Source organism: Parasphingorhabdus sp. (assembly GCF_048269915.1).
Lineage (GTDB): Bacteria > Pseudomonadota > Alphaproteobacteria > Sphingomonadales > Sphingomonadaceae > Parasphingorhabdus.
Genome location: NZ_JBLWTY010000001.1, coordinates 895,976 through 922,098, shown reverse-complemented (window position 1 = coordinate 922,098; position 26,123 = coordinate 895,976). Strand labels below are relative to the sequence as shown.

General features: G+C 57.3%; 24 protein-coding genes. 10 read left to right on the top strand and 14 right to left on the bottom strand.

Annotated elements, in window-relative coordinates:
* Window positions 1–101 precede the first annotated feature (101 nt).
* Complete coding sequence (locus ACN0WX_RS04360) at window positions 102–1,199, bottom strand: Acg family FMN-binding oxidoreductase (RefSeq protein WP_417621049.1); 1,098 nt, start codon at window positions 1,197–1,199, stop codon at window positions 102–104.
* Window positions 1,200–1,404: 205 nt separating this feature from the next.
* Entirely contained in the window at window positions 1,405–2,667 is a 1,263-nt protein-coding gene (locus ACN0WX_RS04355) for an ACS family MFS transporter (RefSeq protein ID WP_417621048.1), read from the bottom strand.
* A 146-nt stretch (window positions 2,668–2,813) separates the two neighbouring features.
* On the opposite strand from ACN0WX_RS04355, the gene hppD reads away from it, so the two are divergent.
* The 3 genes from hppD (at window position 2,814) to ACN0WX_RS04340 (ending at window position 5,601) form a co-directional block, all read left to right on the top strand.
* Window positions 2,814–3,914 (top strand): 4-hydroxyphenylpyruvate dioxygenase, encoded by a 1,101-nt coding sequence (gene hppD / locus ACN0WX_RS04350; protein WP_417621047.1) that lies wholly within the window; start codon window positions 2,814–2,816, stop codon window positions 3,912–3,914.
* Window positions 3,914–4,462 carry a VOC family protein gene (locus tag ACN0WX_RS04345; RefSeq protein WP_417621046.1) on the top strand — a complete coding sequence of 183 codons (549 nt, stop codon included), beginning with the start codon at window positions 3,914–3,916 and terminating at the stop codon, window positions 4,460–4,462. The genes hppD and ACN0WX_RS04345 overlap by 1 nt, the downstream gene beginning before the upstream one ends.
* 128 nt (window positions 4,463–4,590) lie before the next feature.
* Window positions 4,591–5,601, top strand: a complete 1,011-nt coding sequence (locus ACN0WX_RS04340; protein WP_417621045.1) for a fumarylacetoacetate hydrolase family protein — start codon at window positions 4,591–4,593, stop codon at window positions 5,599–5,601.
* Window positions 5,602–6,346: 745 nt separating this feature from the next.
* Here the strand turns inward: ACN0WX_RS04340 and ACN0WX_RS04335 are convergent.
* A complete protein-coding gene (locus ACN0WX_RS04335) occupies window positions 6,347–6,817 on the bottom strand; it encodes an Lrp/AsnC family transcriptional regulator (protein ID WP_417621044.1) in 471 nt (156 codons plus the stop codon).
* Window positions 6,818–6,924: 107 nt separating this feature from the next.
* Here ACN0WX_RS04335 and ACN0WX_RS04330 point away from each other — a divergent pair, with 107 nt between their 5' ends.
* On the top strand, window positions 6,925–7,959 hold the full coding sequence (locus tag ACN0WX_RS04330) for a PLP-dependent cysteine synthase family protein (RefSeq protein WP_417621043.1): 1,035 nt from the start codon (window positions 6,925–6,927) through the stop codon (window positions 7,957–7,959).
* On the opposite strand, the gene ACN0WX_RS04325 is transcribed toward ACN0WX_RS04330, so the two are convergent.
* Window positions 7,949–9,472, bottom strand: a complete 1,524-nt coding sequence (locus ACN0WX_RS04325; protein WP_417621042.1) for a hypothetical protein — start codon at window positions 9,470–9,472, stop codon at window positions 7,949–7,951. The two genes, ACN0WX_RS04330 and ACN0WX_RS04325, sit on opposite strands and share 11 nt — an antisense overlap.
* A gap of 92 nt (window positions 9,473–9,564) precedes the next feature.
* Between ACN0WX_RS04325 and ACN0WX_RS04320 the strand changes: the two genes are divergently transcribed.
* The 4 genes from ACN0WX_RS04320 (at window position 9,565) to yghU (ending at window position 14,161) form a co-directional block, all read left to right on the top strand.
* The gene (locus ACN0WX_RS04320) at window positions 9,565–10,776 is read left to right on the top strand and encodes a CaiB/BaiF CoA transferase family protein (RefSeq protein WP_417621041.1); all 1,212 of its coding nucleotides are present in this window, start codon (window positions 9,565–9,567) and stop codon (window positions 10,774–10,776) included.
* Between the two features lie 29 nt (window positions 10,777–10,805).
* Complete coding sequence (locus ACN0WX_RS04315) at window positions 10,806–11,918, top strand: acyl-CoA dehydrogenase family protein (protein ID WP_417621040.1); 1,113 nt, start codon at window positions 10,806–10,808, stop codon at window positions 11,916–11,918.
* Between the two features lie 12 nt (window positions 11,919–11,930).
* Complete coding sequence (locus ACN0WX_RS04310; RefSeq protein ID WP_417621039.1) at window positions 11,931–13,148, top strand: acyl-CoA dehydrogenase family protein; 1,218 nt, start codon at window positions 11,931–11,933, stop codon at window positions 13,146–13,148.
* Window positions 13,149–13,270: 122 nt separating this feature from the next.
* The gene (gene yghU / locus ACN0WX_RS04305; protein ID WP_417621038.1) at window positions 13,271–14,161 is read left to right on the top strand and encodes a glutathione-dependent disulfide-bond oxidoreductase; all 891 of its coding nucleotides are present in this window, start codon (window positions 13,271–13,273) and stop codon (window positions 14,159–14,161) included.
* Between the two features lie 7 nt (window positions 14,162–14,168).
* Here yghU and ACN0WX_RS04300 read toward each other — a convergent pair whose 3' ends face one another.
* The 8 genes from ACN0WX_RS04300 to ACN0WX_RS04265 form a co-directional block, all read right to left on the bottom strand.
* Window positions 14,169–14,798, bottom strand: a complete 630-nt coding sequence (locus ACN0WX_RS04300) for a TetR family transcriptional regulator (protein WP_417621037.1) — start codon at window positions 14,796–14,798, stop codon at window positions 14,169–14,171.
* 35 nt (window positions 14,799–14,833) lie between these two features.
* Window positions 14,834–15,706, bottom strand: coding sequence for a crotonase/enoyl-CoA hydratase family protein (locus ACN0WX_RS04295; protein WP_417621036.1), 873 nt, complete (start codon window positions 15,704–15,706; stop codon window positions 14,834–14,836).
* A 61-nt stretch (window positions 15,707–15,767) separates the two neighbouring features.
* A complete protein-coding gene (locus ACN0WX_RS04290) occupies window positions 15,768–16,550 on the bottom strand; it encodes an SDR family NAD(P)-dependent oxidoreductase (protein WP_417621035.1) in 783 nt (260 codons plus the stop codon).
* Window positions 16,551–16,663: 113 nt separating this feature from the next.
* A complete protein-coding gene (locus ACN0WX_RS04285; RefSeq protein WP_417621034.1) occupies window positions 16,664–17,836 on the bottom strand; it encodes an acetyl-CoA C-acetyltransferase in 1,173 nt (390 codons plus the stop codon).
* 156 nt (window positions 17,837–17,992) lie between these two features.
* Window positions 17,993–19,423 carry an aldehyde dehydrogenase family protein gene (locus ACN0WX_RS04280; RefSeq protein ID WP_417621033.1) on the bottom strand — a complete coding sequence of 477 codons (1,431 nt, stop codon included), beginning with the start codon at window positions 19,421–19,423 and terminating at the stop codon, window positions 17,993–17,995.
* A 75-nt stretch (window positions 19,424–19,498) separates the two neighbouring features.
* Window positions 19,499–20,797 (bottom strand): cytochrome P450, encoded by a 1,299-nt coding sequence (locus ACN0WX_RS04275; protein WP_417621032.1) that lies wholly within the window; start codon window positions 20,795–20,797, stop codon window positions 19,499–19,501.
* Between the two features lie 13 nt (window positions 20,798–20,810).
* The gene (locus ACN0WX_RS04270; RefSeq protein WP_417621031.1) at window positions 20,811–22,346 is read right to left on the bottom strand and encodes an acyl-CoA synthetase; all 1,536 of its coding nucleotides are present in this window, start codon (window positions 22,344–22,346) and stop codon (window positions 20,811–20,813) included.
* A gap of 125 nt (window positions 22,347–22,471) precedes the next feature.
* Entirely contained in the window at window positions 22,472–23,221 is a 750-nt protein-coding gene (locus ACN0WX_RS04265; protein WP_417621030.1) for a 6-phosphogluconolactonase, read from the bottom strand.
* Window positions 23,222–23,348: 127 nt separating this feature from the next.
* Here ACN0WX_RS04265 and purU point away from each other — a divergent pair, with 127 nt between their 5' ends.
* Entirely contained in the window at window positions 23,349–24,209 is an 861-nt protein-coding gene (gene purU / locus ACN0WX_RS04260) for a formyltetrahydrofolate deformylase (protein WP_417621029.1), read from the top strand.
* Here the strand turns inward: purU and gspI are convergent.
* A complete protein-coding gene (gspI, locus tag ACN0WX_RS04255; protein WP_417621028.1) occupies window positions 24,206–24,634 on the bottom strand; it encodes a type II secretion system minor pseudopilin GspI in 429 nt (142 codons plus the stop codon). The two genes, purU and gspI, sit on opposite strands and share 4 nt — an antisense overlap.
* On the bottom strand, window positions 24,631–25,110 hold the full coding sequence (gene gspH / locus ACN0WX_RS04250; RefSeq protein ID WP_417621027.1) for a type II secretion system minor pseudopilin GspH: 480 nt from the start codon (window positions 25,108–25,110) through the stop codon (window positions 24,631–24,633). Before gspH ends, gspI begins: the two co-directional genes overlap by 4 nt.
* A gap of 102 nt (window positions 25,111–25,212) precedes the next feature.
* Between gspH and ACN0WX_RS04245 the strand changes: the two genes are divergently transcribed.
* A complete protein-coding gene (locus ACN0WX_RS04245; RefSeq protein ID WP_417621026.1) occupies window positions 25,213–26,010 on the top strand; it encodes an enoyl-CoA hydratase-related protein in 798 nt (265 codons plus the stop codon).
* Window positions 26,011–26,123 lie beyond the last annotated feature (113 nt).

The window sequence follows — 26,123 nt, the reverse complement described above, 5'->3', positions numbered from 1 at the left end:
CAAATCAAACGCATTGGTAATGGCGTGCGCGATACCGGTCCGCAAAGAATATGCGGCCAGCGTCTTCACGATGTGGACCTCTTTTGAAGCTGGCATCCGGCCTAATTTATCAGCACTGCACTCACCGGCCGGCGCAGTGACATGGGCATGGTCTGTCCATGGCCAAAGCGCATAACGATATTGGGCCGGTATCCTTGCATCCCGACCAAAGCGGCCAGATCGGGGCGCAATTTGGACACTTCGGTGGGTTGATTGATATAGGCTAGTTTCAGCCCAAGGGCAGTTGCTTGAAGCGCAAACCGTTGACTGGATCGGCCCGCTTGCACCCAATGTTCCGGATCATTCTTCTCTGCGACAAACACCGCAATACCGGCCGAACCATCAATCTGCCCGGCATATTTGTCATTCTCGCTCTGTGTCGTGAAAGACAGATCAAATAGCGGGCGGCCCAACCAGCCAGGCGCGCTTGGATTGCCGCTACACGCGCCAAAAAGGCCATCGCGCACAGCCATCGCGTCCCGGGGGTTGAAACGGATCCATTGCTTCAGCTCATCAACAAAATCTGCATCCGCCATTTGCGCGCTATTGCCGGCAATTACGAGATCGCGGACAAGATTGATCTGGGGTCTATCGGTTAGCAGGATCACGTTTACCCCATCCACTTGCGCCGCAGCATCCAGTAACCGCAGCTTCGCCATGCTAACGGACCGGCCATCATAGTTCGTCCTTGTCGATTGCCGTTTCGGAATCGCATCAAACAAGGCTGAGCGATCCAGCCGCCCGGCTACCATATCCACCACGACTTTGCCATTTTCAGCCGGATCCATTCGAAGCGCGCTCGCGCGGCCAGTGGCCGCACCGGAAATCATGAGGTTCTCGGCAGCACAGCCAAGGCTTGCGAACAGATGATGGTCATCGGGGTCAACCACCACCGTTCGCCGGGAATAGTCCGGAAGAATCTCGATGCTGCTTTTCTGCACACGAAATTTCCAGGGCTGGGTATTGTGACCGCTGGCGGCCAGCGTGGCGTAACGAATCAGTTCGTGATCATCAGGCTGTAGCGCCAGCGGTTCGCGCAAATTTGCGGCAGCCTTTTCATAGTCCTGCATTGATCCCGTCTGTTTGACGCCAATGGCGGCGGCAACTCCCCCTGCGGCTATCAACGAACCGCCACCTATCAAAAAGTTCCGCCGGTTCATCTAGGCTACTCCTCCATCCAGATCATACGGACAAATCCCCTGAGAATGGTAAGATTATGACCGATAGGCAGCAATACGTACTTAGACGGATAAACCCCGAGCGTGTGACGCGCCTCGTCGCTCTGCGTTCGAAAACCGGACGAACCGCAAATCATCCTTGCGGTCATCCACGCAACGTCAGGATATTACCGCAATCCGGGGATGTTCACTGAGCGGGAACATCCTCGAACTGACGCTCGCCGCTGCCGAACAACAGATAGAATATCAGACCGAAAAAGGTCACACCGGCAGCGACCAGAAACAGGATCGCCCATGATCCGGTGGTCTGCAATATCCAGCCACTCACCGACACACCGATAATACCAGGAATTGTTCCCGCCGTATTGGTGATGCCCATCAACGTACCGCTATGCTGCGGAGCAATATCCATATGATTGATGAAAAATCCGGGAACCGCGAACGCGCCCAGCGCGCTGCCAGCGGTCATGATCGCAATGGCGGTCACGGCATCCTCCACCAGCCCGACAAGGACTAGCGATGTTCCTATCCCGCCAAAAGCGATCGTCATCATCAGCTTGCGGACACGGGTGACCGACATGCCGCCCTTGACCAGCCGGTCGGCGACATTGCCGGCCACGTTCAGGAAAATGAACGCAGCAATATGCGGCATCATGGCAAACAGACCGACGGACGCATAGTCGACGCCGAGCCCCTTGTTGACGAATGTCGGCAGCCAGGCGAGCAAAACATAGAGTGACCAGTTGTTGCAAAAATGGGCGACGATAATCGCCCATACCGGCATATTGGTGAGCAAGGCACGCCACGGCGTCGGCGGAGTGGCCTCATCTGAAATAGCGCCAGCCTCGATGATCGCAAGTTCCTCCGGACTGATACCGGCTTGTTTGCGCGGACTGGGCGCAATCAGAAACTGCCAGACGATACACCATGCAAAGCCGGCAATGCCGAACAGGTAAAATACCCATTCCCAGCCAAGCTTTGCGACAATCACCGGCGTTACCAAAAGCGCGAATACCGTGCCGAGAGGAAGGCCACTATTGGAAAAAGCGACCGACCGGGCCCGTTCCTTCAGGGGGATCCAGCGCGAATATTGCGCAAATATCGCCGGAAAGGTAACCGCTTCGCCCATACCCATCAAGATTCGGACGACGATCAGCACCACCAGCCCGAAGGCGGCGGCTGGCGGCGTGATGAGGGTGAAGAATGACCATAGCAAAACGCCAAAACCGAGAACGACCTTGCCGCCATAGCGGTCGGCGAGCTTGCCGCCGATGATCTGCAACAACAGATAGCCGACAAAGAAGCTCGACAATACCAAGCCCTGCGTCGTCAGGTCCCAGCCATAGGTTTCGACCATCGGTATGATCGCGACCGAAATCGAAACCCGGTCGATATAGCAGATGAAAATGGCCAGAAAGGCCATGAATACCAGCTGGTGGCGTTTTTGCATTATTTTCCTCTCCCAATGCTGCTCCTTGTCTCATTCATTCTCGACAAAGTGAGTATCTTGTCCCTTGCACATCTTGAGCAAATTCGCTATAGTTTCATTTGCAACTATATTGCACCTGGACCCCGCTTTATCTCAAGGAAATTATCGTGGCTGATCTGTTTGAAAATCCCGTTGGCCTGGACGGCTTTGAATTTGTCGAATTTTGCGCGCCCGAGCGCGGCGTGCTCGAACCGGTCTTCGCGGTCATGGGCTTTACCGAGATTGCCCGGCACCGGTCGAAAGACGTGCATCTGTGGCGGCAGGGCGGAATCAATCTGATCATCAACTATGAACCGAAATCGGCGGCCTGGTATTTCGCCCGCGAGCACGGCCCCTCCGCCTGCGGCATGGCTTTCCGGGTGAAGGATGCACGGCAGGCCTATGCCTATCTGCTCGAAAAAGGTGCCGAGCCCGTGCATGTCGAAACCGGACCGATGGAATTGCGCATCCCGGCAATCCGCGGCATCGGCGGCGCGATTCTCTATCTGGTCGACCGCTATGAGGGCGGCGAACGGGGAGAGAATCTCTCCATCTACGATATCGACTTCGAATATCTGCCCGGCGTTGATCGCCATCCGGTGGGCGCGGGCTTCAACATCATCGATCACCTGACCCATAATGTCTACGGCGGCCGGATGAAATATTGGGCAGACTATTACGAGACCCTGTTCAACTTCCGCGAAATCCGCTTCTTCGACATCAAGGGCGAATATACCGGCCTGACCTCCAAGGCGCTGACCGCACCTGATGGCAAGATCCGCATCCCGCTCAACGAGGAAGGGGAAGGCGGCAAGGGCCAGATCGAGGAATTCCTGCGCGAATTCAACGGCGAGGGCATCCAGCATATCGCATTGATCTGTGACGATCTGGTCGCCTGCTGGGACCGGCTCAAGAAACTGGGCGTGCCTTTCATGACCGCGCCGCCCGACACTTATTATGACATGCTGGACGAACGCCTTCCCGGCCATGGCGAGAGTGTCGATGCGCTCAAGATGCGCGGCATATTGCTTGATGGCACAACAGAGGGCGGCGAACCCCGTCTCCTGCTGCAAATTTTTGCAGAAGCGCAGGTCGGTCCGGTTTTCTTTGAATTTATCCAGAGAAAGGGCGATGATGGTTTTGGCGAGGGCAATTTCAAGGCCCTGTTCGAGAGCATCGAACGCGATCAGGTGTCGCGGGGTGTGCTGAAAGTAGAGGAGCCAGCATAATGACCGCACCCAAGATCCAGGGCATCCACCATGTCGCCTATCGCTGCAAGGACGCCAAAGAGACGGTCGATTTTTACAAGCGTGTGATGGGCATGGATTTCCAGCTCGCTTTTGCCGAGAATGAAGTCCCCTCGACCGGCGCATATGACCCCTATATGCATGTTTTTCTCGACGCTGGCGGCGGCAATATTCTCGCCTTTTTCGAGCTGCCCGAGCAGCCGGATATGGACCGCGACCAGAATACGCCAGCCTGGGTCCAGCATATCGCTTTCAAACTTGGTTCGCTTGAAGAGCTGATGGCGGCAAAGGCCAATGCGGAGGCGGAAGGGCTTGAAGTCATCGGCCCTACCCATCACGGGATTTTCAAGTCGATCTATTTCTTCGATCCCAACGGCCATCGGCTCGAGCTGACCTGCGATATCGGCACGGACGAAGAAATGGCCGAGCTGCGCCGGGTCGCGCCCGACATGCTCGAGGAATGGAGCCGCACCAAGAAAGCGCCACAACATGCCGCGTGGCTGCACGCAAAAGCGCGCGACGAATATTGAATCACAAGCGACTTTATTTCCGTTCGTGTCGAGCGTAGTCGAGACACAGAGCCCACACGCACCGGTCTCTCGAATTCTGAGCTTGACGAAGGACTCGAGACGAACGGCAGACAGACCGAGGAACGCACATGAAACTCGCTACCCTGAAAAATGACACCCGTGACGGCCGCCTTGTCGTGGTCTCCAAGGACCTCACCCGCTGCTGCGAAGCGAGTAATATCGCCCCGACCCTGCAGGCGGCGCTGGACGACTGGGAGCAATGCGCGCCGAAACTGGAAGCGCTTTACCGCGATGTCGAACATGAGACCGTGCCCTGCGAGCGCTTTCACGAGCGGCTGGCCGAATCGCCCCTGCCCCGCGCCTATCAATGGGCCGATGGCAGCGCCTATATCAATCATGTCGAACTGGTCCGCAAAGCCCGCGGCGCGGAGGTGCCGGAAAGTTTCTACAGCGATCCGCTGATGTATCAGGGCGGCTCGGACGCATTCCTCGGCCCGCGAGACGATATCCCGCTAGGTGATCCCAAATGGGGCTGCGACATGGAAGGCGAGATCGCGGTCATCACCGACGATGTGCCACCGGGCGTCAGTGCTGCCGATGCCGCTGGTCATATCAAGCTGGTCATGCTGTGCAACGATGTGTCCCTGCGCGGCCTGATCCCCGGCGAGCTGGCCAAGGGCTTCGGCTTTTTCCAGTCGAAACCGCCATCGGCTTTCTCACCGGTTTGCGTGACTCCCGATGAACTGGGCGATGCGTGGAAAGACTCGGTCATCCATCTGCCGCTGCAGGTCGACTATAACCGCGAACCCTTCGGCCGCGCCAATGCCGGCAAGGACGCAACCTTCAGCCTCGCCGATCTGGTCGCCCATGCCGCAAAGACCCGTCCCCTGTCAGCAGGCACGATCATCGGTTCCGGCACCGTGTCCAACCAGGGCCCCGATGGCGACCCCGGCAAGCCGGTTTCAGAAGGCGGCCTCGGATACAGCTGCATCGCAGAAATCCGGATGATCGAGACGATCAACGACGGCGCGCCCAAGACACCATTCATGAGCGCGGGTGATACGGTGAAAATCCAGATGCTGGATGCGGACGGGCACTCGATCTTTGGCGCGATCCGGCAGGATGTTGTGGCGGTTTGACCTGGTTAGCTCTCTGCAGGTGTTACGGAGGATAATGATTATCATCGAACATGCTCCGGATGGCCGAAAAATGGACTACATTTAATGTATGTAGTTTCCCCTGAGCAGTCCTTAGCAACTACAGCTCAGATAGAGTTGTCCTTTGAAATGCTTGCAGTATTCCGGCCTTGATCACGTTGATCGACTGCCCCTTGCTGCAGTCCGTTTTCAACAAAGGGACATGCAGCGCTTTTTTACCCCCTAATCGAGGAATGGCCACGATATTTTTGAAGCGGCCAACGAGTTTGATTTGGTCGATTTCGATTTCGGCTAGAGGTATCCGTTTTCTTCCCATAAAAATTAGATCACTATCCACAATACCCAGAAAACATGGCCTAGATAGTATAAGATCGATCGAGGAGACCAAACAAATTGTGAACATGACTAAGAGCACAAGTATCGAAAAAACTGGATTGAACAAGAGTTCTCTCTCGTTCAGCAGGTGACTGAGATTAAAAAAATTGTTTCCCAAATTGTAATAGCCGATCACCCAGAATATCAAAAAAGGCAGCCAACATATCGCGAAAAACGACAGTAGCCGTGTCCGAACGATAATATTATCGCACTTGATCCGGTTGAAAAACATTGCGCTTGGATATCTTGTTTTTTGCCCGATACAATACAAATATCGCAAGCTTTCGCGCCAAATGCGGATACTAGGCTTTTACCAGCTTGCCCCCCCACCTAATGCCACTCACCTATTGCCTCAAACCGGCACCGCCGTCTCATATTTGATCCGCTCCATCGCAAAGCTCGCCGATACATCGGACAAGGGCACCGCCTTGATCAGTTTCTTATACACCCGGTCATAGTCGGCGACATCGCGGACCAGCAGCTTGAGCAGATAGTCCACGTCGCCGGCCATCCGGTAGAGTTCGACCACTTCCTCGACCGCCGAGGCGGCAGCCGCGAATTTCTCCAGCCATTGGTCGCTATGGTCATTGGTCCGCACGGCGACAAAGACGGTCATGCCGAAACCGACCGCTTCCGGCTCGACAATCACCACCCGGCGGGCGATGATCCCGTCCGCCTCCATCCGCTTGATCCGCCGCCAGCAGGCATTGGTCGAGAGGCTGAGCTGCGCCGCGAGATTTTCCAGCGACAGGCTGGCATCGCGCTGCAAGGCTTTCAGGATATTCCGGTCATTATCATCAATATTTTTTGATTCTTTGATCATAAATAGATTATTATCACGTTATTGGAACGATATCACCAATAATTGACAAGGATTTCCCGCATGGCTGGCTTCATATGCGGATGCAGATGATGACAGGGGAAATTACAATGCTGGATTTTGTAGGCCGGGTACAGGAAGACAAGCTGCAGTCGCTTGCGGCGCTGATCGGCAATACGCCCGCGATCAAGATCCTCGCGCGCAGCGAGGAACAGAACGTCACGATTTACGCCAAGGCGGAAATGTACAACCTGTCCGGCAGCATCAAGGACCGGATGGCGCTGGCGATCCTGCAGGATGCGATGCGGCGCGGCGATCTGCTGCCCGGCCAGACCATTGTCGAGGCCACCAGCGGCAATAGCGGCATTTCCTTTGCCGCGATTGGTTGCGCGCTTGGCCATCCCGTCACCATCTTCATGCCCGACTGGGTCAGCGCCGAACGGCGCGCCATTCTTGCCATCTATGGCGCCGATGTGCGCCTTATCTCGCGCGAGGAAGGCGGCTTTCTCGGCTGCATGGCTGCTGCCGAGGAACTGGGCGCGCAGGGCGCCTATATGCCCCGCCAATTCTCCAACCCGGTCAATGCCGACGAACATGCCGAAGGCACCGGCCCCGAGCTCTGGCAGCAGGTTGCCGCAGACGGCGGAAAGCTGGGCGGCTTTGTTGCTGGTGTCGGCACCGGCGGAACGGTCATGGGCATGGGCCGCTATCTGAAGGGCCGCGACGCGAGCATCCGTGTCCATCCGGTCGAACCGATCGAATCGCCGACCCTGTCGGTCGGCCACAAATGCGGCCAGCACCGGGTACAGGGCCTGTCCGATGAATTCATCCCCGACATCCTCGACCTGTCCGAACTGGACGCGGTGATCGGCGTGCATGACGGCGACGCGATCCTGATGGCGCAGAAGCTCGGCAAGGAATTCGGCCTCGGCGTCGGCATTTCAAGCGGCATCAATCTGGTCGCCGCGATCCGCGTCGCGCTGCAGCAACCGGCCTATGCCGACGGCACGCGCAAGGCGGTCGCGACGATCTTCGCCGACAGCAACAGCAAATATCTGTCAACCGACCTGGCGAAGGACGAGCCCTGCCGCGATTCCTATCTGACGCCGCAGGTCGAATTGCTCGATATGCAGATCATCCGCTGAGCTTGGCGATATTGCGCTCATCCACGGCCGTCACATCGACCGCCAGCCCGATCAGGTCGGTATCTTCCGGCGCAACGGGCAGGACGCCGATGGCGGGCAGACCCTGCTCGTCCTGCAGCCACAGGCTCGCCGCGCCGCGACTGGCCTTGCCATAAGGCATGGCATAGCTTTTGATCACTGCCTTGCCGGTGAAATAATGGTCCGGTTTGACATGGTCCGGTTTCGGAATCCGCACCGGCGCGGCGATCCGGTCGGGTGACCAGCCGCCCGCGACCGGTTGCGCGGCATAGATGCCGACCGATTCCTTGTTGATCACGCCGCCATTGGCCGAGATCATGCCCGGCTTGCTGCCATCCTTGCGCAATGCCTCGACCAGAGCGACCATGCCGTGTGCGCTATAGCTGTTGCCCGGTCCACCGAAAAAGCTCAGCCCGCCGGTGAGCGTGTAGGAAGACAGCGAACGGTCCGGTGAACCGAGCGCGTCCATTGCCAGCGACACGGCGACGGGGAAGCAGCTGTAAATATCAATCGGGCCGAGATCCTCAGCGCTCACTTCGGCCAGTTCCAGCGCCTTCGGGAAAGCCACTTCCATCGCCGGAGAAATCGACAGGTCCGCCTGGTGGCTCATCAGCGGCACGCTCGCGTCGGCGCCGCTGTGCAGATAGATCATCCTGTCTTCAGCAATGCCCAGTTCCGCTGCATGGCCGGCCGTGGTCAGGATCACCGCCGCGCCCAGTTCGACCGCATCCTGCGCCACCATCCAGCGGCGATAGGGATCGTTGAGCCGGTAATTGCCATGGTCGTCGGCGAGCAATTCTTCTGCCGTCCATTTCCGGGCAAATTGTGCATGTTCGCGCGTCAGCGATACACCGGCAAAGGCCTCCCAAAGCTCGGCCATGCTCTGCGCATAGCTGTCGCGATCCATCCCCAGCCGTGCGCGCCGGGCATTTTCGACAATCCCATAGGCCATCGGCATGTTGATCAGGCCCTGGCGCCATTCATAGGCGGTGAGCATCTTGTCCTGGTCGGTCTTGAGATCGGTCATCTCGCGGGTCGCCGGCTGGCTCCAGTCGAGCTTGTGGCCGCTGCGCCGGGCGCGCTTGACCGTCCCGACATTTTCCGCGCTGGACAGGACCACCGCCTTATATTCACCATCATGAACCTGACAGGCGAGCTTGTTGAGATGCTTTTGCGGGCTCTGGCCACCGACATCACCGTAGAGCAAAGTGGCGGGATTGAGGCCCGCCGCCATTGCCACGGCTTCGGGATGATTTTCCGGCGAACCGCAATCATGTGGCAGGCCGCTGTCATGGAACAGGCGAATCGATAGCAGACAGTCGATCGAGCGCGCCAATTTGTCTGCGGCTCCGCTGTCAGCCAGCGCCTGGCCGATCGCCGCAGAGGCCAGATCAACCGTCGAGGGCCATTCAAGCCCCTGCACCTGCTTCAGCTTCTGACCGCTTGCCTCACCGACACCGACCAGCACCGGTGCCTTGGGATCTGCCAATACCATTGTTAATTCCCTCAAAATAAACAGTTCATCAATCGATTAAACATGATAACAGCATGACGGAATCATGCACTAGCTAAAATGGAGATTTGTTGATGGGCGGCTGGCCGGAACTGAAATGGGAAACCGAACCAACAGGTCCACTGAAAGGGTTGAAAATTGTCGATATGTCGACTGTGGTGCTCGGGCCTTTCGCGACAGTAAATTTCGCCGACATGGGCGCAGATGTCATCAAGATCGAAAATGGCGACGGAAAATTTGCCGGCGACATGATGCGCCATGCCGGCGACAGTCCGACCGGTGATCTCGGTCCGATTTTTGCATCGCTCAACCGCAACAAGAAATCGATCACCCTCAACGGCAAGAAAGAGAATGACAAGGCGGTCATTCTGGAATTGCTGAAACATGCCGATGTGTTTTTCCACAATGTCCGTCTGGCAGGCATGGAACGCCTTGGTCTGGATTATGAAAGCGTCAAGGCTATCAATCCGGGCATCGTCTATGTCCATTGCGCCGGATTCGGCCAGGGCGGGGAATATTCCCACCGCCAGGCCTATGATGATCTGATCCAGGGCGCTTCCGGCTTCGCCTCGCTGTTCGAAATGCGCGGCGACAGCGGCCGGCCGCTCTACGTGCCGTCGCTGGTGGCGGACAAGACCATCGGGCTGTTCGCGGTCAATGCAACGCTTGCCGCCCTGTATCACAAGGAAAAAACCGGCGAGGGCCAGTTTGTCCAGGTACCGATGTTCGAAGCTTTCACCTGGTTCAACATGGTCGAGAATCTCTGGGGTGAAACCTACCTGCCCGGCAATGGCAAGCTTGCCTATACAAGATCGATCAACAAGAATCGCAAGCCCTATCCGACCAAGGACGGCTATATCGGGCTGGTTCCCTATAATGATGCGCAGTGGGAGAAATTCTTCGAACTGGGCGGCAAACCCGGCGTGTTCGAGGAACCGCGCTTCGCGACCTATGCCGAACGCACGAAAAATATCACCGCGCTCTACGGCTTGATCGAGGAAATCGCCTCGACCAAAACCTCGGATGAGTGGCTGGCGCTGCTCGACGAGCATAATATTCCGGCGATGCGCTACAATAGGATGGCAGATGTTCTGGAAGACCCGCATCTCAAACAGGTTGGATTCTGGGAAGAGCGGGAAAGCGAGAAAACGGGGAAATATCGGTCGATCAAACATCCGATTCTCTATTCCGCCAGCCCGGCCAATGTCTACGCCGATCCGCCGACACTGGGTGCCGACAATGACGAAATACGCGGCGCGCTCGGCATGCCGGCCAATGACGAATGACAATGATAAAACAGGACGAGGTTTGAACCATGAATTTTGATTTTTCTGACGATCAAAAATTTCTCCGCGATGAAGCGCGCAAGTTTCTCGAGGCACAATGCACGATGGCGCAGGTGCGCGAAGTGCTTGATGACGAGGGCAAAAGCCACAATGAAACCGTCTGGAAGCAAATCGTCGAAATGGGCTGGCTCGGTGCGGCAATCCCCGAAGAATATGGCGGACTTGGCCTCGGCATGCTGGAACTTTGCGTGATAGCCGAGGAGCTGGGCCGGACCCTGGCACCGGTTCCATTCGGTTCATCAGCCTATTTCTTTGCCGAAGCGCTGAAACTGGCGGGTAGCGAAGAGCAAAAATCGCAACTGCTGCCCAAGGTTGCCGACGGTAGCGTCATCGGCTGCCTCGCGGTCAGCGAAGGCCCCGGCGCAATAGAGGCAGGAAAAACTGCCACGCGGCTGTCGGGCGGCAAGATTTCCGGCAAAAAAATCCCGGTCACCGATGGCGATATCGCAACCCATGCGGTCGTCCTCGTCAAGGATGGCAGCGGCGAGAGCCTCGTCATTGTCGATCTCAATCAGGATGGTGTGTCGCGCCAATCGATCAAAACCCTCGAGCCCACGCGCAGTCATGCGACAATCAGCTTTGACGGAGCAGCGGCTGAGCTGCTGGGCGAACAGGGCCATGGCATGGCGCTGCTCGACCAGATCAATGACCGGGCGGCCGTGCTGATCGCCTTTGAACAATTGGGCGGAGCCGCCCGCTGTCTGGAAATGGCCAATGCCTATGCCAAGGAACGTCAGGCTTTCGGCCGTGCGATTGGTGGCTATCAGGCGATCAAGCACAAGCTTGCCGACATGTATGTGAAGAACGAAGTGGCGCGCTCCAACGCCTATTATGGCGCATGGGCCTTGTCCAGCGACGCGGCGGAACTGCCCGAGGCAGCAGCAGCGGCGCGGGTCGCTGCATCGGAAGCTTTCTGGTTTGCCTCCAAGGAGAATATCCAGACGCACGGCGGCATGGGCTTCACCTGGGAGGTCGATTGCCATCTCTTCTACCGCCGCGCCAAATTGCTGGCCGTACAGGCGGGCAGCCCGGCGGTCTGGAAAGAGAAGCTAGTCAGCGCGCTCGAAGCAAAAAATGATTGAGAGGAATTGAACATGGATTTCAACGACACCCCTGAAGAAGCAGAATTTCGCGGCGAAGCGCGGGCCTTCCTTTCACAGCATCTGAAACCGAAAACGCCCGGTGCGCTGCGCGCCGGTGGCCGCGAGGATTTTCTTGCCCGCGCCAAGGCCTGGCAGAAGACCAAGGCGGAAGGCGGCTTCGCGCAGATCACCTGGCCCAAGGAAATGGGCGGTCGCGGCGGCACCGTGATGCAGCAGGTGATCTGGGGACAGGAAGAAGCCAAATTCGACGCGCCCACCGGCCCGTTCGCGATTGGCCTCGGCATGTGCATCCCGACGGTGATCGCCTTTGGCTCGGACGCGCACAAGAAACGCTATGTCCAGAAAGCGCTGATGGGTGAAGAAATCTGGTGCCAGCTGTTCTCCGAACCGGCCGCCGGTTCCGATGTCGCCGGTCTCAAGACCAAGGCGATTAAGGATGGTGACGAATGGGTCATAAACGGTCAAAAAGTGTGGACTTCCGGAGCCCATTATTCCGATTATGGCATTTTGCTGGTCCGCACCGATCCCAATGTGCCCAAGCACAAGGGTCTCACGATGTTCATCGTCGATATGAAGCAGCAGGGCGTCGATGTACGGCCAATCCATCAGGCTTCGGGCGGCAGCGAATTTAACGAAGTCTATTTCACCGATGTCCGCATCCCGGACAGCGACCGTCTGGGCGAGCCCGGCATGGGCTGGAAAGTGGCACTGGTCACCTTGATGAACGAGCGGCTGGCGGTGGGTGGGTCACCCGGACCGGACTGGAAGGAAATCATGGATTATGCCCGGTCTGCCGGAACCATTTCCGATCAGGCGTTCCGCGAGAAGCTGGCCGACTGGTATGTCGCGGCACAGGGCTACAAGCTGACCAAATTCCGTACCCAGACAGCCTTGTCACGGGGTGAAACACCCGGACCGGAAAACAGCATCGGCAAGATCATCAACGCCAACCACCTGCAGGACATCTGCAACAGCGCCATAGAAATGCAGGATCATTACGGCCTGATCCTGGACAAGGATGAAGCCCCGGCCGAGGCGATCTTCCAGGAAAGCTTCATGTGGGCACCGGGGCTGAGAATTGCGGGCGGCACGGACGAGATTCTCAAGAATATCATTGCCGAGCGGGTACTCGGCCTGCCGCAGGATGTCCGCGTCGACAAGGATAAAAGCTTCGCCGAAATGAACCAGGAGCGTCACGATATCCGATAGCATCCCGCCCGGAGATTAGACGGCGGTCATAAATCCGCTTTGAGCGAACGCAGAAAAACTTGCGTGATTGCAATCGCGGCAACTGTTATCTGCTGTCCAACGCAAAGATAAGGAGCCTACCGATGACCACGGACCTGCCCGATTACACCCCGCCCAAGGTCTGGAAATGGGACAAGGAAAATGGTGGCCAATTTGCCAATATCAATCGTCCGATCGCCGGCGCTACCAAGGAACATGCGCTTCCGGTGGGCAAACATCCTCTGCAGCTATATTCGATGGCGACACCCAATGGTGTAAAAGTCACGGTGATGCTTGAGGAGCTTCTCGCGCTCGGCCATAAAGGCGCGGAATATGACGCCTGGCTGATCAATATCCGCGAAGGCGATCAATTCGGCAGCGGCTTTGTCGACATCAATCCGAACAGCAAGATCCCGGCGTTGATGGATTACAGCACGGATAAACCGACACGGCTTTTCGAATCCGGTTCAATACTGCTCTATCTCGCCGAAAAATTCGGTGCATTTCTCCCCGGCGATCACAACAAGCGCACGGAAGCGCTCAACTGGCTATTCTGGCAAATGGGAAGCGCCCCCTATCTCGGCGGTGGCTTTGGCCATTTCTACGCCTATGCGCCAGTAAAGATCGAATATTGCATCGACCGCTTTGCGATGGAGGTTAAACGACAGCTCGACGTGCTCGACCGTCACCTCGCGGAGAATGAATATATGGCAGGCGACGAATATAGCATCGCCGATATCGCAATCTGGCCCTGGTATGGCGCGCTGGTCAAGAATGTCGTCTACGAGGCCGCCGAATTTCTCGACACGGCCTCCTATAAAAATATGAATCGCTGGACCGAGATGATCGCCCAACGCCCAGCCGTGAAGCGCGGCAAGATGGTCAACCGCGCCTGGGGCGATCTCGAAGGCCAGCTGCGCGAACGCCATGACGCGAGCGATTTCGAACTGCGCACGCAGAACCAGCTGGAACCGGACAGCGAAGCGGCCGAATAAACGCCTGTTACTTCAAAATCCCGGCCATGATCAGGTCGACCGTCTGCTCGCGATAGGCGTCACGCATCCGTTCGTCAAAATCATCCCGGCCATAGCAATATTTCCACACCAGCTTGCCGGTAAAGAAGCGGTCAGCGGCGCCGGTCACGGCGGAGTAAAACAGATCGGGGTCCATGTCGCGAAACACGCCCGACTTGATTCCCTCTCCGACAAAAATATTATAGGCCTCGGACAATGGTTTGAGATATTTGTCCGCAATGTTCCGCGCGCCTTCCGGCGGCAGGTCACGAATCAGGCGCATGGTCAGGCGGTTGAGATAGGGAAATTCGAAATAAGTGTCGATCACCGCGCCAATATGATGGCGCAGCTTGTCTTCCGGCGGCATGTCCTTTTTGATCAACAGGCCGACCTGTTCAAGGATATTGTCCATATCCCGCTCGAGAATCGCCTCAAGCAACCCGTCCTTGTTGCCGAAATAATATTTGACCAATGCGCTGTTGAGCCCGGACAGCACCGATAGCTCACTGAATGAGATATCGATCGTGTCACCATCGCGCATGATCTGGCTCGCGGTCTCGATCAGCTTGTCTCGTGCCCCGGCTTCACTCTCTTTTGCCGGCAATTTCTCGATCCCCATCACATTTCCCCAATACGCACTACGTCACATTTTTGTCATTTATAGACAGGTTCTTTCCACCATGGGAAGCTGTCTGGCAAGTCGCTCGACACTTTATCCGGATATTCAGGTTTGCGCTTTTCCAGAAAACTCGCGATGCCCTCTTTCGCATCGGCAGAATGCGCCCGATTATAAATGATCCGGCTATCGACCTTATGCGCTTCCATCGGGTGATCGGCGGCTGGCAGTTGCCACAGCATCTGCCGGGTTACAGCCACCGATACCGGCGCGGTATTATCCACAATCTCGCGCGCCAGAGCATAAGCAGCGCGGAGCAATTCTTCCGGTTTGTGGAGGGATCTCACCAGCCCCCCCTTGAGCGCTTCCTGCGCGTCGAAAATACGGCCGGTCAGGCACCATTCCAGAGCCTGTGCACGCCCCACCAGATTTGGCAGGAACCAGCTTGCCGCGCCATCAGGGGCAATGCCGCGCCGGGCAAAGACAAAACCAAAACGCGCAGTCTCGCTCGCCAGTCGCATATCCATCGGCAACAGCATGGTCGCGCCAACGCCCACTGCGGCACCATTTATCGCACCGATCACTGGTTTCAGACACTGGTAGATGCGCAGGATCAGCAAACCACCACCGTCACGGACGCGGGGATCGGAATAATCCTCCACCGGTTCATCGCTGGCAAACGGCCCTCCGCCAGTTTCCGGAGTCAGATCGGCTCCTGCACAAAAGGCGCGGTCCCCGGCTCCGGTGACCACCACAGCCCGCACATCATCGTCGGCGTCAATCCGGTCAAAGGCGTCGGTCATTTCCTGGATCATCGTCCCGGTAAAGGCGTTCATCTTTTCCGGGCGATTGATCGTGATGGTCGCGATATTATCGGCCACATCATAGAGGATTTGCGTGTAGTCGGTCACCGGTTTCTCCATCAGATACAAAAAGGGCCGCGAGTTTCTCGCGGCCCCTGATTTGTCTTGGCTAGCGTGGTGCCATCCGGATGGCGCCATCGAGGCGGACATCTTCGCCATTGAAATATTGGGTTTCGATCATGCACATCGCGAGCGCGGCATATTCGTCCGGCACGCCCAGGCGCGGCGGATGCGGCACCATCGCGCCCAGCGCATCCCGGACATTTTGCGGCGCACCAGCGAGCAGCGGCGTATCAAAAATGCCTGGCAGGATGGTGTTCACGCGAATGCCTTCGCGGGACAGGTCACGGGCGATCGGCAGGGTCATACCGACAACGCCGCCCTTGGAAGCGGAATAGGCCGCCTGACCAATCTGGCCGTCTTCTGCGGCCACCGATGCGGTGTTGACCATCGCACCGCGGTCACCGTCTTCCATCGGATCAAGGCTCATCATGCCCGCTGCCGATTTGGCGATGCAGCGGAAGGTGCCGACAAGATTCACCTGAATGACGAAGTTGAAGGCATCCATCGGAAAATGCTTGATCGAACCATCTTCCTTGGACCGGCTGGCGGTCTTGATGGCGTTGCCGATACCGGCACAGTTGACCAGAACACGTTCCTGACCATTGGCGGCGCGGGCCTTTTCAAAGCCGGCATCGACGCTTTCATCTTCGGTCACGTTGACCTTGCAAAATACACCGCCCAGTTCCGCGGCCAGCGCTTCGCCCTTTTCCTCGTTGAGATCAAACAGGGCGACCTTGACGCCCTTGGCTGCCAGACGGCGCGCGGTTGCTGCACCGAGTCCCGAAGCGCCACCGGTGACGACGGCCGAGATATTGCTATTGAGTTCCATGTTCTTGTCTTTCTTCTATTGTTCGTCATCCTGAACTTGTTTCAGGATCCCTGGTGAATCCGCACCATGCGGCAAGAGGTCCTGAAACAAGTTCAGGAAGACGATAATTTACATTAGCCGAGGCGCTCGATGATCGTGACGTTCGCCTGTCCACCGCCTTCGCACATCGTCTGCAAACCATATTTCGATCCACGGGCCTCCATCGCGTTAAGCAGTGTCGCCATCAATTTGGTACCGGATGCACCGAGCGGGTGACCCAGAGCAATTGCGCCGCCGTTGACGTTAATCTGGCTGCGATCCGCACCGACATGCTTCAGCCAGGCGAGCGGCACCGGGGCAAAAGCCTCGTTCACTTCGTACAGATCGATATCGCCGATCTTCATGCCGGCACGCTGCAAGGCGCGGTCGGTTGCGAACAAGGGCTCTTCCAGCATGATCACCGGATCGCCGGCAGTGACCGTCAGGTTCACGATCCGCGCGCGCGGTGTCAGGCCATGATCTTTCAGCGCCTGTTCCGAACAGACCAGAACTGCGCTCGATCCATCGCAAATCTGGCTGGCATTGGCGGCGGTAATGGCACCACCTTCCTGCAGCAGCTTCACGCTGCCAATGCTTTCTATCGTCGCGTCGAAACGAATGCCTTCGTCAACCTTGTGAATATCTTCGCCTTCCGGTGTCTCGATTTTCACGCCGACAATTTCATTGTCAAATGCGCCGGATTCGGCTGCCTTGATCGCCTTTTGGTGACTTTCAAGAGCATATTGATCAAGATCGTCCCGGGTGAAGCCGTGCTTCTTGACCAGCATTTCGGCGCCCATGAACTGGCTGAACTGAACGCCGGGATAAGCTTTTTCGAGGCCCTCAGACTTGTTGGTGCCGAGTCCCGCATCCTTGAACAGCTTGAACGTCGACCCCATGGGCACGCGGGTCATGCTTTCAATGCCGTGCGCCAGAACCATATCCTGCGTACCGGACATCACACCCTGCGCCGCAAAATGGATCGACTGTTGCGAAGAACCGCACTGGCGGTCGATCGAAACCGACGGAATGCTGTCTGGCAGCTTCGATGCCAGAACCGCATTGCGGCCAACATCGCCAGATTGCTCGCCACCCTGCGAGACGCAGCCCGTGATCACGTCGCCAATCGCGGCGGGATCGAAATCGTTGCGGTCGACAATAGCATTGAGCGTGGCAGCACCCAGATCTACCGGATGAATGCCCGCCAAACGGCCACCACGACGGCCTCCAGCGGTACGAACCGCGTCAACAATATAGGCTTCTGCCATAATCTTATTCCTTTGATTGGTTTAGAGTCGCATGTTTAATTGATTGAGATTCGGAAATTTAACTGTTCGGTTAAACCGCAGAGGCGCTAGCGTCAAATGAAAAAGCCGGCCATCACTAGAGCGATAACCGGCTTGATCAATTCACATCATCGGCGGTCAGGCAGGCACATTGTCTTTCTTGACCGTGATCACCTGAGGATAGGTGAATTCGAGCAAGCCTTCCTTGCCATATTCAGCGCCAAATCCGGACTGCTTGTGCCCGCCAAAAGGCGCGAAAGGTGACAGGTGGAGAAATTCATTGACCCACACGGTGCCGGTTTCAAGCTGTTCGGCCACCCGCACGCCTTCGTCGGGATCGGCGGTCCAGACCGCGCCAGCGAGACCATATTCGCTAGCATTGGCGCGGCTGATCGCTTCGTCCGTGGTGCTGAACTTCATCAGCGGCATGACCGGACCAAATTGTTCTTCGGCAACAATCCGCGCATCTTCCGGCGGGTTGTCGAGGATCGTGATCGGTACATAATAGCCAGGAATGCCTTCGTCCTTGGCGTCGCCACCGACAAGGAATTTATACCCATGGTCCTTGGCGTCCTGGATCAGTTCCAGCACCCGCTCATATTGCTTCTTGTTCTGGATCGGGCCGACTGCGGTGCCCTGTTGCGAGCCGTCACCGACCTTCACATTCCTGGCATATTCGGCGATCGCAGCGCTGAGCTCATCATAAATATCCTCATGGATATAGATGCGTTTCGCGGCAACGCAGATTTGTCCGGCATTGGTGAAGCTCGACCAGAACAATTGCTCGGCAACCTTCTCGACATTGGCGTCGGGCAGGACGATCGAGGCATCATTGCCGCCCAGTTCCAGCGTGATCCGCTTGAGATCCTTGGACGCGCCTTCCATGATCTTCTTGCCGGTCGCGGTCGATCCGGTGAAGGTGATCTTGTCGATATCGGGATGCGACGTGATCAACGGCCCAAGGCTGTCTTCGCCGGTGATGATATTAACCACTCCGGGCGGTGCGGCATCCTTGATCAGTTCCGCCAGCCGCAAGGTGGTGAGCGGCGTGAAGGGGGAAGGTTTCAGGACAATTGTACAGCCTGACAGCAGCGCCGGAGCGATTTTCTGTACCGCCATCATGACCGGGAAATTCCATGGCACGATGCCGCCAACCACACCCACCGGGACACGGCGGGTACGGCTCAGCCGTTCATCGCTGTCCTCGTTGATCTCATCGTCCAGATCAAGCGTGGACTGGGCTCCCGCCATCATCGATGCGCCGATAATCTCACCCTGCGCCTGGGCATGTGGCTTGCCCTGTTCGGCGGTGAGCAGACGGAAAAGCTCGTCAGCATTCTCCTTTATGATTGCCGAAATTGCCTGCACCACCTGCCGGCGTTCCTCGATCGGTTTTTTCGACCAGCTCTTGAAAGCAGCCCGGGCTGCGGCAACCGCCTGATCCAGTTCAGCGGCTCCGCAAGCCGGCACCTGGCCAATCACTTCTTCATTGGCCGGGTTGACGACGTCCAGCACGTCCTTGGTGCCGACCATCTCGCCGTTGATCAAATTTTTATATTGGGTAACCATGATGCTCTCCTATGGGATTTACCGTTCGATTCTATTTGAGTCGCTTATACTGCATTACAAGGCCCTGCCCGCCGTTCATGTCGATAGACTATAGCGGATCGGCAAGCTTTTAAGCCCGCCGACAAAGGTCGACTTGGCCCGCTTGGGTTCTCCTGCCAATTCCAGTGTCTCGATCCGGTCGAGCAATTCGTTGAACAGGATGCGCATTTCCAGCCGCGCCAGATGCAGACCGAGACATTGATGAGCACCGGCGCCAAAGGCCAGATGCCGGTTGGGCGAACGCGCAGCGTCGAATTTCCGCGGGTTGTCAAATTGCGCCGGATCATGATTGGCCGCGACATAGTTGATCATCAGCCAGTCATCCTTGGCGATTTTCTGCCCGCCGATTTCCGTGTCTTCGGCGGCTGTACGCATGAAATGCTGCACGGGTGTGGTCCAGCGGATCGCCTCCTCGACAATGCCGGGCAGCAGGCTGCGGTCGGCCTTGACCCGCGCAAATTGCTCCGGGTCCTGCGCCAGCGCCATCATCGCGCCCGCGGTCGAGGCCGATGTCGTATCATGGCCGGCGCTGGCGACGATGATATAATAGCCCGCCATATCGCGGTCGTTGAGCGGCTCCCCGTCTACCTTGGCATTGGCAATCACGCTTGCGACATCGTCCGTCGGATTGGCGCGGCGGTCCGCTGCCAGAGCGGCGAAATAGCGTTCGAATTCGGCAACGGCACCGGCGACAATCTGGGTGATTTGCTCCGGGGTCATGTCCTTCATTCCGGTGCCCGACAAATCCTCGTCCTGACCGCCGAACATCTTCTGGGTCAGGAAGAGCATTTTCTGTTCGTCCTCTTCCGGCACACCGAGAATCTGCATGACGACGTGCAACGGATAGGGCGCGGAAACCAGTGGTACGAAATCCGCCTCTCCACCCGCCTCGACCAGCCGGTCGACAGTGGCCTTGGCCAGCGATTGTATCTCCGCTTCCAGCATTTTCAGATTTTTCGGCATGAACCAGTCCTGGGTCAGCCGCCGGTATTTGGGGTGAACCGGCGCATCAAACACGACCAGGGAATCGACCAGCATTTTGCTGCCGGTCACCTTCAGCGAAAATTCTATGGCATCCCTGGTCGAAAGGACGACCGGCCGGGGGTTGTTGAGGAAGGTCTGGTTGTCCTTCGAAATGCGCATCACATCTTCATAGCGGGTAATCAGCCAGAACGGATCAAAACTGCCATCTTCGGCCACGATCCGTGCGACCGGCATATTGTCGCGCAACCAGTCGAACCGGTCGAGCAACCCGTCCCATTCGGCATAGCTTTTGGGATCAATGACTGCGCTTGCCATTTCCGGCGGAAGGGTCGGGACTGCTTCGGTTGCCATGATCAAATCTCCTTCAGATGATTTTACTGTCGGTCTTGCCCCAATATTCGTCGCGCAGCAGCCGCTTGTAGAGCTTGCCCGTGGCATGGCGCGGCAGTTCTGCACGAAAGTCGATCTGACGGGGAATTTTGACGCCGGAAAGTGACTGGCGCAAATAAGCCTCCAGTTCCTGCGCCAATTCCGCTCCCGCATCAGCCATGTCCATCGGCTGCACCACCGCGACGACCTTTTCACCCATATCGTCATCCGGCGCACCGATCACCGCGGCATCGGCGACCTTTTCATGGGTCACGAGCAGATTCTCGATTTCCTGCGGGTAGATATTCACCCCGCCGGAAATGATCATGAAACTCTTGCGGTCGGTCAGGTAGAGAAAACCGTCGTCGTCGAGCTTCCCGACATCGCCCAGCGACGTCCAGCCCTTTTCATGGGTCGCCGCCTTGGTCTTCTCCGGATCATTGTGATACTGGAATTTCGAACCGCTCTCGAAATAGATCTGGCCCTCTTCGCCAATCGCTACTTCTTCGCCACGTTCATCGCAGATGTGAATCTGGCAATTGATCGGCTGTCCCACCGATCCCTTGTGCGCCAGCCAGCCCTCGCTGTTGCAAAATACAAACCCATTGCCTTCGGTTCCGGCATAATATTCGTTCAGCACCGGCCCCCACCAATCAATCATCGCTTCCTTGATCGGAACCGGGACGGGAGCGGCAGCGTGCACCGCGCTCTTGATCGACGACACATCATATTTGGCACGGATTTCTTGCGGCAATTTCAACAGCCGGACGAAATGCGTCGGTACCCACTGGCCAACATCGCATTTATATTGCTCGATCAGCTGCAAAGCCCGTTCCGGATCGAATTTCTCCATGACAACGCTGGTACCGCCGAGCGCCTGCACCGCGATGTTCCAGCGGAGCGGAGCCGCATGATAAAGCGGCGCGGGAGAGAGATAGACACAGTCCTTGTGAAAGCCGAAAAGCATCTCGGCGAGCATGGCAATGCCATTGGGCCCGGCAATATCTTCATCTTCGGGCAAGGGCAATCTGACGCCCTTGGGCCTGCCGGTCGTTCCCGACGAATAGAGCATATCGACCCCGGCCCTCTCGTCGGCAATCGGGGTGAATGGCATCGACTCCAATATCGCTTCCATATTCCGTTCGTCGCCTGCGCCAAAGACCAGTTGCGCAACATCGGGATTCGCGGCCCGCAACTGATCGATAACTGGAAGCATCTGTTTGCTGCCGACCAGCAATTTGGCACCGGAGTCTTTCAAAATATAGCTGATCTCGTCAGCGGTCAGCCGGTTGGAGATGGCGACCTGGATCAGACCGGAACGTTGTGATCCCCAGGTGACCGGGAAGAATTGCGGATGATTTTCCATACAGATGGCAACGGTGTCGCCAATCTCCAGGCCGCGCGATCGATAGAGCTGGGCAATCTGGTTCGAGCGCTTGTCCAGTTCACCATAAGTGATGATTTCACCGGATCCGGCCATGATGACAGCGGGCTTGTCGGGATTTTCCCGGGCATGAACGGAAGGATGCATAGGCTGGCGTTCTCCAATTGGCCGATCGCCTTATCTGGCGATTCGCAATTGCAGCACCATGGTTTAATCACGCAGTTAAATCAATGGAGCGTCGGAGAAATCGACGACATCGCGCCGTAACACCCCTAATTCTCTACATAGATATCCACTGGCACGGCCAAATCGGCAAAGATCCGGCCAATCGGAGCCATGCTGGTCGCACCCTGTTCGATTTCCATTTCCAGCAGTGACTGGCTTGCAGCCCCTTTGAGCTGGACGATCACGGTCCGGGCTTCACAGATTGCGGCCTTGGTAAGGGTTACCAGCGGCGTGTCGCCACCGTCAGGGAGCAAGCCAACGGCGCGCTTTTCAGGCGGGCCGTCGAGCGCTTCTTCCATGTCAGCGCTTTCCATGATCCCGGCAGTGCTGCCGTCGGCACCCATGCCGAGCCAGACGAGATCAGGGGGCCATTTGCCGTCTTGCAGCCGCGCATCGGCAGCCGCACCGGCGATTTGATAATCGTCCTGATCGGGTGCCAGCGGCAATACCCGCGCGCCGCGCGTCAGGAACAATTGTGCCAGTTTTTTAACATGGCTGCGCGGATCATCAAGCGGCACCAGCCAGTCGTCGGTCGGGATGATCGTGACATATTTCCATTTGATCGGCTTCTCGGCCAAAGCCTCGAGCAGCGGCATCGCTTCGTCGCTCGCGGGCAAAGCCAGCAAGGCATCGCCGCGCGCATCAAGCGCGCTTTCGATAATGAACTGGATATCGCCGACGACGGCATCAACCATCTCGGCGTGATCATCAAAATCCCACCATTCGAGCATCGATTCCTCCTCTTCGGGAAGATCATCCAGGTCGAAATTTTCTAATGCATCTTCGAGTTTGCTCATCACCACATCCAGATATGTCTCTTGTTAAACGCGCTTCTAAACCCTGCAAATATCCACACAAGGGGAAATCCGGCTTTTCAACCGGGCATATTTCCGCCAGAGGCAAGGGAAAGAGGCTCTGGCACTAATGACTGACACTTATATTTTGACCCTCACGGCGCAGGATCGCGTCGGCCTGGTGGCAGCGGTAACCGGCTTTCTCGCGAATCTGGATGGCTTCATTCTGGATAGCCAGCAATATGCCGACCTGGCGCGGGACCGGTTTTTCATGCGGGTCGAGTTCAAGGGCGCAGGTGAAAAATTCCCTGCCCACCTGAGCGAACTGAAAAGCGGCTTCAGCGCGGTTGCCGAGCAATTTGCCTTGCGCTGGCAATTGGTCAGCAGCGCGGAAAAACCCAATATCGTGATCGCCGTGTCCAAGGGCAGCCATTGCCTGAACGACTTGCTCCATCGCTGGAAGACCGGCAGCCTGCCGGTCAACATTGCAGCGGTCGTCGGCAATCACGAGAATCTGCGCCCACTGACCGAATGGCATGACCTGCCGTTCCACCATTTGCCGGTTTCCGATGACAATCGCGCCGAACAGGAACAGGCGATACTCGATCTGATGGATCAGAACAGCGCCGACTATCTTGTCCTCGCCCGCTATATGCAGATATTGTCGGACCGAATGAGTGCCGAGCTGGCCGGGCGCTGTATCAACATCCACCACAGCTTCCTGCCCGGATTCAAGGGGGCGAAACCCTATCACCGCGCGCATGAACGAGGGGTCAAGCTGATCGGCGCCACCGCCCATTTTGTCAGCGAAGATCTCGACGAGGGGCCAATTATCGAACAGGCGGTCGAGCGCGTCGATCACCGGGCCAGCGTCGAGGACATGATCCGTATCGGTCGCGATATCGAAGCACAGGTTCTAGCCAAGGCGGTGAAATGGGCTGGCGAACGGCGGATTTTGCTGAATGGCCACCGAACGGTTGTTTTCCGCTAGTTCGCCGGTGATTCCACTAGTGGCTCATCGAGCAACAGACCCGATGGTCGCAGGATGGTAAGCGACGCAGGCGCACCGCTTCCTTCCTCCCGCGCGGTGATGTCGACCTGGATGAACTGCTGATCTTCGGTCAGCTTGGCATCCTGCGTCCATTGCCATTGCCAGCCGCCATTTTCGACAGCGCCGCTTTGTTCCCCCAGAGACGGCGGGCGCGGATCGGTCAGGATTTCAACCGCCCGGTTGCGAACCACAGATTGCGCGACCACGCGCAGTTCAAGTTCGGCGGCATTGCTTGTCGTGAAGGCCTGGAGCCGGATCAGCGCGAGGGCGGCAAGACTGAAGACCGACAGCGCAACCAGCATTTCGATCAGCGTGAAGCCGCGTTCGCCCGACTTTATCGCCGTTTTGGTCCGCAATCGGATCATGGTGCTGCTCCGGCGAGCTGCACATCGCCCATCGGGGCAATCAACACCCGGCGGCTTTGCGCTTCACCCTGCAATACAAGTTCTGCCTGATCGCTCGGCAGGCCCGTGCTTTCAAAACTGATCATCATCGTACCATCTTCGCCAAGCGCGGCGCTGATGCCCCGGGACCAGTCGGTCGAGACAAACGGCTTGTCCTCGATCACCGACCAGCTGCCCTTGCGTCGTTCCAGAAAACTATAGCCGGAGGGCGTGACCTGGACCGCCATCGGCCGCGATTGCAATATCGCATTGTCGCGCAGCGCCGCTGTGCGCGCGGCAAAGCGCTGGGCATCTTCTTCCAGCGCGCTGCTCCCGCTCGGGAAAGAAAAGACGACAACCGAAGCCATCAGGCCGATGATCAGCAGGACGACCATCAATTCCACCAGGGTGAAACCCGATGTGTCTTGATGTGCTGTCGGGCTATTCTTTCGGATCATCCGTGATCATTTAGCGAGTTGGCCGGAGTGAGTCTTGCAGAATCCGCTATGCCCTGCAATGAAAGAGGCATAATCAGAAAAAGCAGGGCAAAGGAATTTTAGATGAGTGATGTCATACTCTATGAAAAGAATGACCGGGTCGTCACGATCACATTGAACAAGCCGGAGAGCCGCAACGCCCTGTCCAAGGATCTCTGCGAAGCACTGGTCGACGCAATTGGCAGGGCCGATGCCGATACCGGTATCAGCTGTGTCGTGCTCGCCGCCAATGGCAAGAGCTTTTCCGCTGGCGGCAATCTGCACGAAATCAAGGCCATGACCGCCGACCAGAATATGAGCCCGGTGGAAATCGAAAACTGGTATAAAACTGGGATCCAGCGCATTCCTCTGGCCTTCTCCCAAATCTCCGTGCCGGTGATCGCGGCGGTCAACGGCCACGCGATCGGCGCGGGCAATGACCTGACCACCATGTGCGATATCCGGATCGCGGGCGAAGATGCGATCTTTGCTGAAAGCTTCCTGCGGGTCGGGCTCATCCCGGGTGATGGCGGTGCCTGGCTGCTGCCGCGGATTATCGGACAGGCACGGGCAAACCAGATGTTGTTTACCGGCGAATTTATCGACGCCGGCAAGGCGCTCAACTATGGCCTGGTGTCCGAAGTCGTCCCGAGCGAAACGCTGCTGGCGCGCGCCTATGAACTGGCCGAAATGGTCATCGCTCTACCGCCGCTGGCAATCCGCAAAACCAAGGAACTGGTGCGCACCGCGCAGAGCGTGACATTGAAGGAGAATCTCGATCAGGCGGCGCTGTTCCAGGGCGTGCTGCAACAGCTCGACGACCATCGCGAAGCGATTGACGCGATACTCGAGAAAAGAAAGCCTGTGTTCAAGGGGGCGTAACTTCAGGGCGCTGTTCTCCCGCGAAGGCGGGAGTCCATCTCCTGATCGCGCGATAGAAGGTTCCGGGAGATGGGCCCCTGCCTGCGCAGGGGAACAAGAAGGAGAGAGAGAGA

Coding starts and splice junctions, on each gene's coding strand:
- ACN0WX_RS04270 (WP_417621031.1), bottom strand. CDS start 22,346: ATGCATCCTTCCGTTCATGCCCGGGAAAATCCCGACAAGCCCGCTGTC.
- ACN0WX_RS04360 (WP_417621049.1), bottom strand. CDS start 1,199: ATGAACCGGCGGAACTTTTTGATAGGTGGCGGTTCGTTGATAGCCGCA.
- ACN0WX_RS04340 (WP_417621045.1), top strand. CDS start 4,591: ATGAAACTCGCTACCCTGAAAAATGACACCCGTGACGGCCGCCTTGTC.
- ACN0WX_RS04265 (WP_417621030.1), bottom strand. CDS start 23,221: ATGAGCAAACTCGAAGATGCATTAGAAAATTTCGACCTGGATGATCTT.
- gspI (WP_417621028.1), bottom strand. CDS start 24,634: ATGATCCGATTGCGGACCAAAACGGCGATAAAGTCGGGCGAACGCGGC.
- ACN0WX_RS04275 (WP_417621032.1), bottom strand. CDS start 20,797: ATGGCAACCGAAGCAGTCCCGACCCTTCCGCCGGAAATGGCAAGCGCA.
- ACN0WX_RS04285 (WP_417621034.1), bottom strand. CDS start 17,836: ATGGCAGAAGCCTATATTGTTGACGCGGTTCGTACCGCTGGAGGCCGT.
- ACN0WX_RS04345 (WP_417621046.1), top strand. CDS start 3,914: ATGACCGCACCCAAGATCCAGGGCATCCACCATGTCGCCTATCGCTGC.
- ACN0WX_RS04320 (WP_417621041.1), top strand. CDS start 9,565: ATGGGCGGCTGGCCGGAACTGAAATGGGAAACCGAACCAACAGGTCCA.
- gspH (WP_417621027.1), bottom strand. CDS start 25,110: ATGATCCGAAAGAATAGCCCGACAGCACATCAAGACACATCGGGTTTC.
- ACN0WX_RS04335 (WP_417621044.1), bottom strand. CDS start 6,817: ATGATCAAAGAATCAAAAAATATTGATGATAATGACCGGAATATCCTG.
- ACN0WX_RS04280 (WP_417621033.1), bottom strand. CDS start 19,423: ATGGTTACCCAATATAAAAATTTGATCAACGGCGAGATGGTCGGCACC.
- ACN0WX_RS04330 (WP_417621043.1), top strand. CDS start 6,925: ATGCTGGATTTTGTAGGCCGGGTACAGGAAGACAAGCTGCAGTCGCTT.
- ACN0WX_RS04245 (WP_417621026.1), top strand. CDS start 25,213: ATGAGTGATGTCATACTCTATGAAAAGAATGACCGGGTCGTCACGATC.
- ACN0WX_RS04300 (WP_417621037.1), bottom strand. CDS start 14,798: ATGGGGATCGAGAAATTGCCGGCAAAAGAGAGTGAAGCCGGGGCACGA.
- ACN0WX_RS04315 (WP_417621040.1), top strand. CDS start 10,806: ATGAATTTTGATTTTTCTGACGATCAAAAATTTCTCCGCGATGAAGCG.
- ACN0WX_RS04310 (WP_417621039.1), top strand. CDS start 11,931: ATGGATTTCAACGACACCCCTGAAGAAGCAGAATTTCGCGGCGAAGCG.
- ACN0WX_RS04290 (WP_417621035.1), bottom strand. CDS start 16,550: ATGGAACTCAATAGCAATATCTCGGCCGTCGTCACCGGTGGCGCTTCG.
- purU (WP_417621029.1), top strand. CDS start 23,349: ATGACTGACACTTATATTTTGACCCTCACGGCGCAGGATCGCGTCGGC.
- ACN0WX_RS04325 (WP_417621042.1), bottom strand. CDS start 9,472: ATGGTATTGGCAGATCCCAAGGCACCGGTGCTGGTCGGTGTCGGTGAG.
- ACN0WX_RS04355 (WP_417621048.1), bottom strand. CDS start 2,667: ATGCAAAAACGCCACCAGCTGGTATTCATGGCCTTTCTGGCCATTTTC.
- yghU (WP_417621038.1), top strand. CDS start 13,271: ATGACCACGGACCTGCCCGATTACACCCCGCCCAAGGTCTGGAAATGG.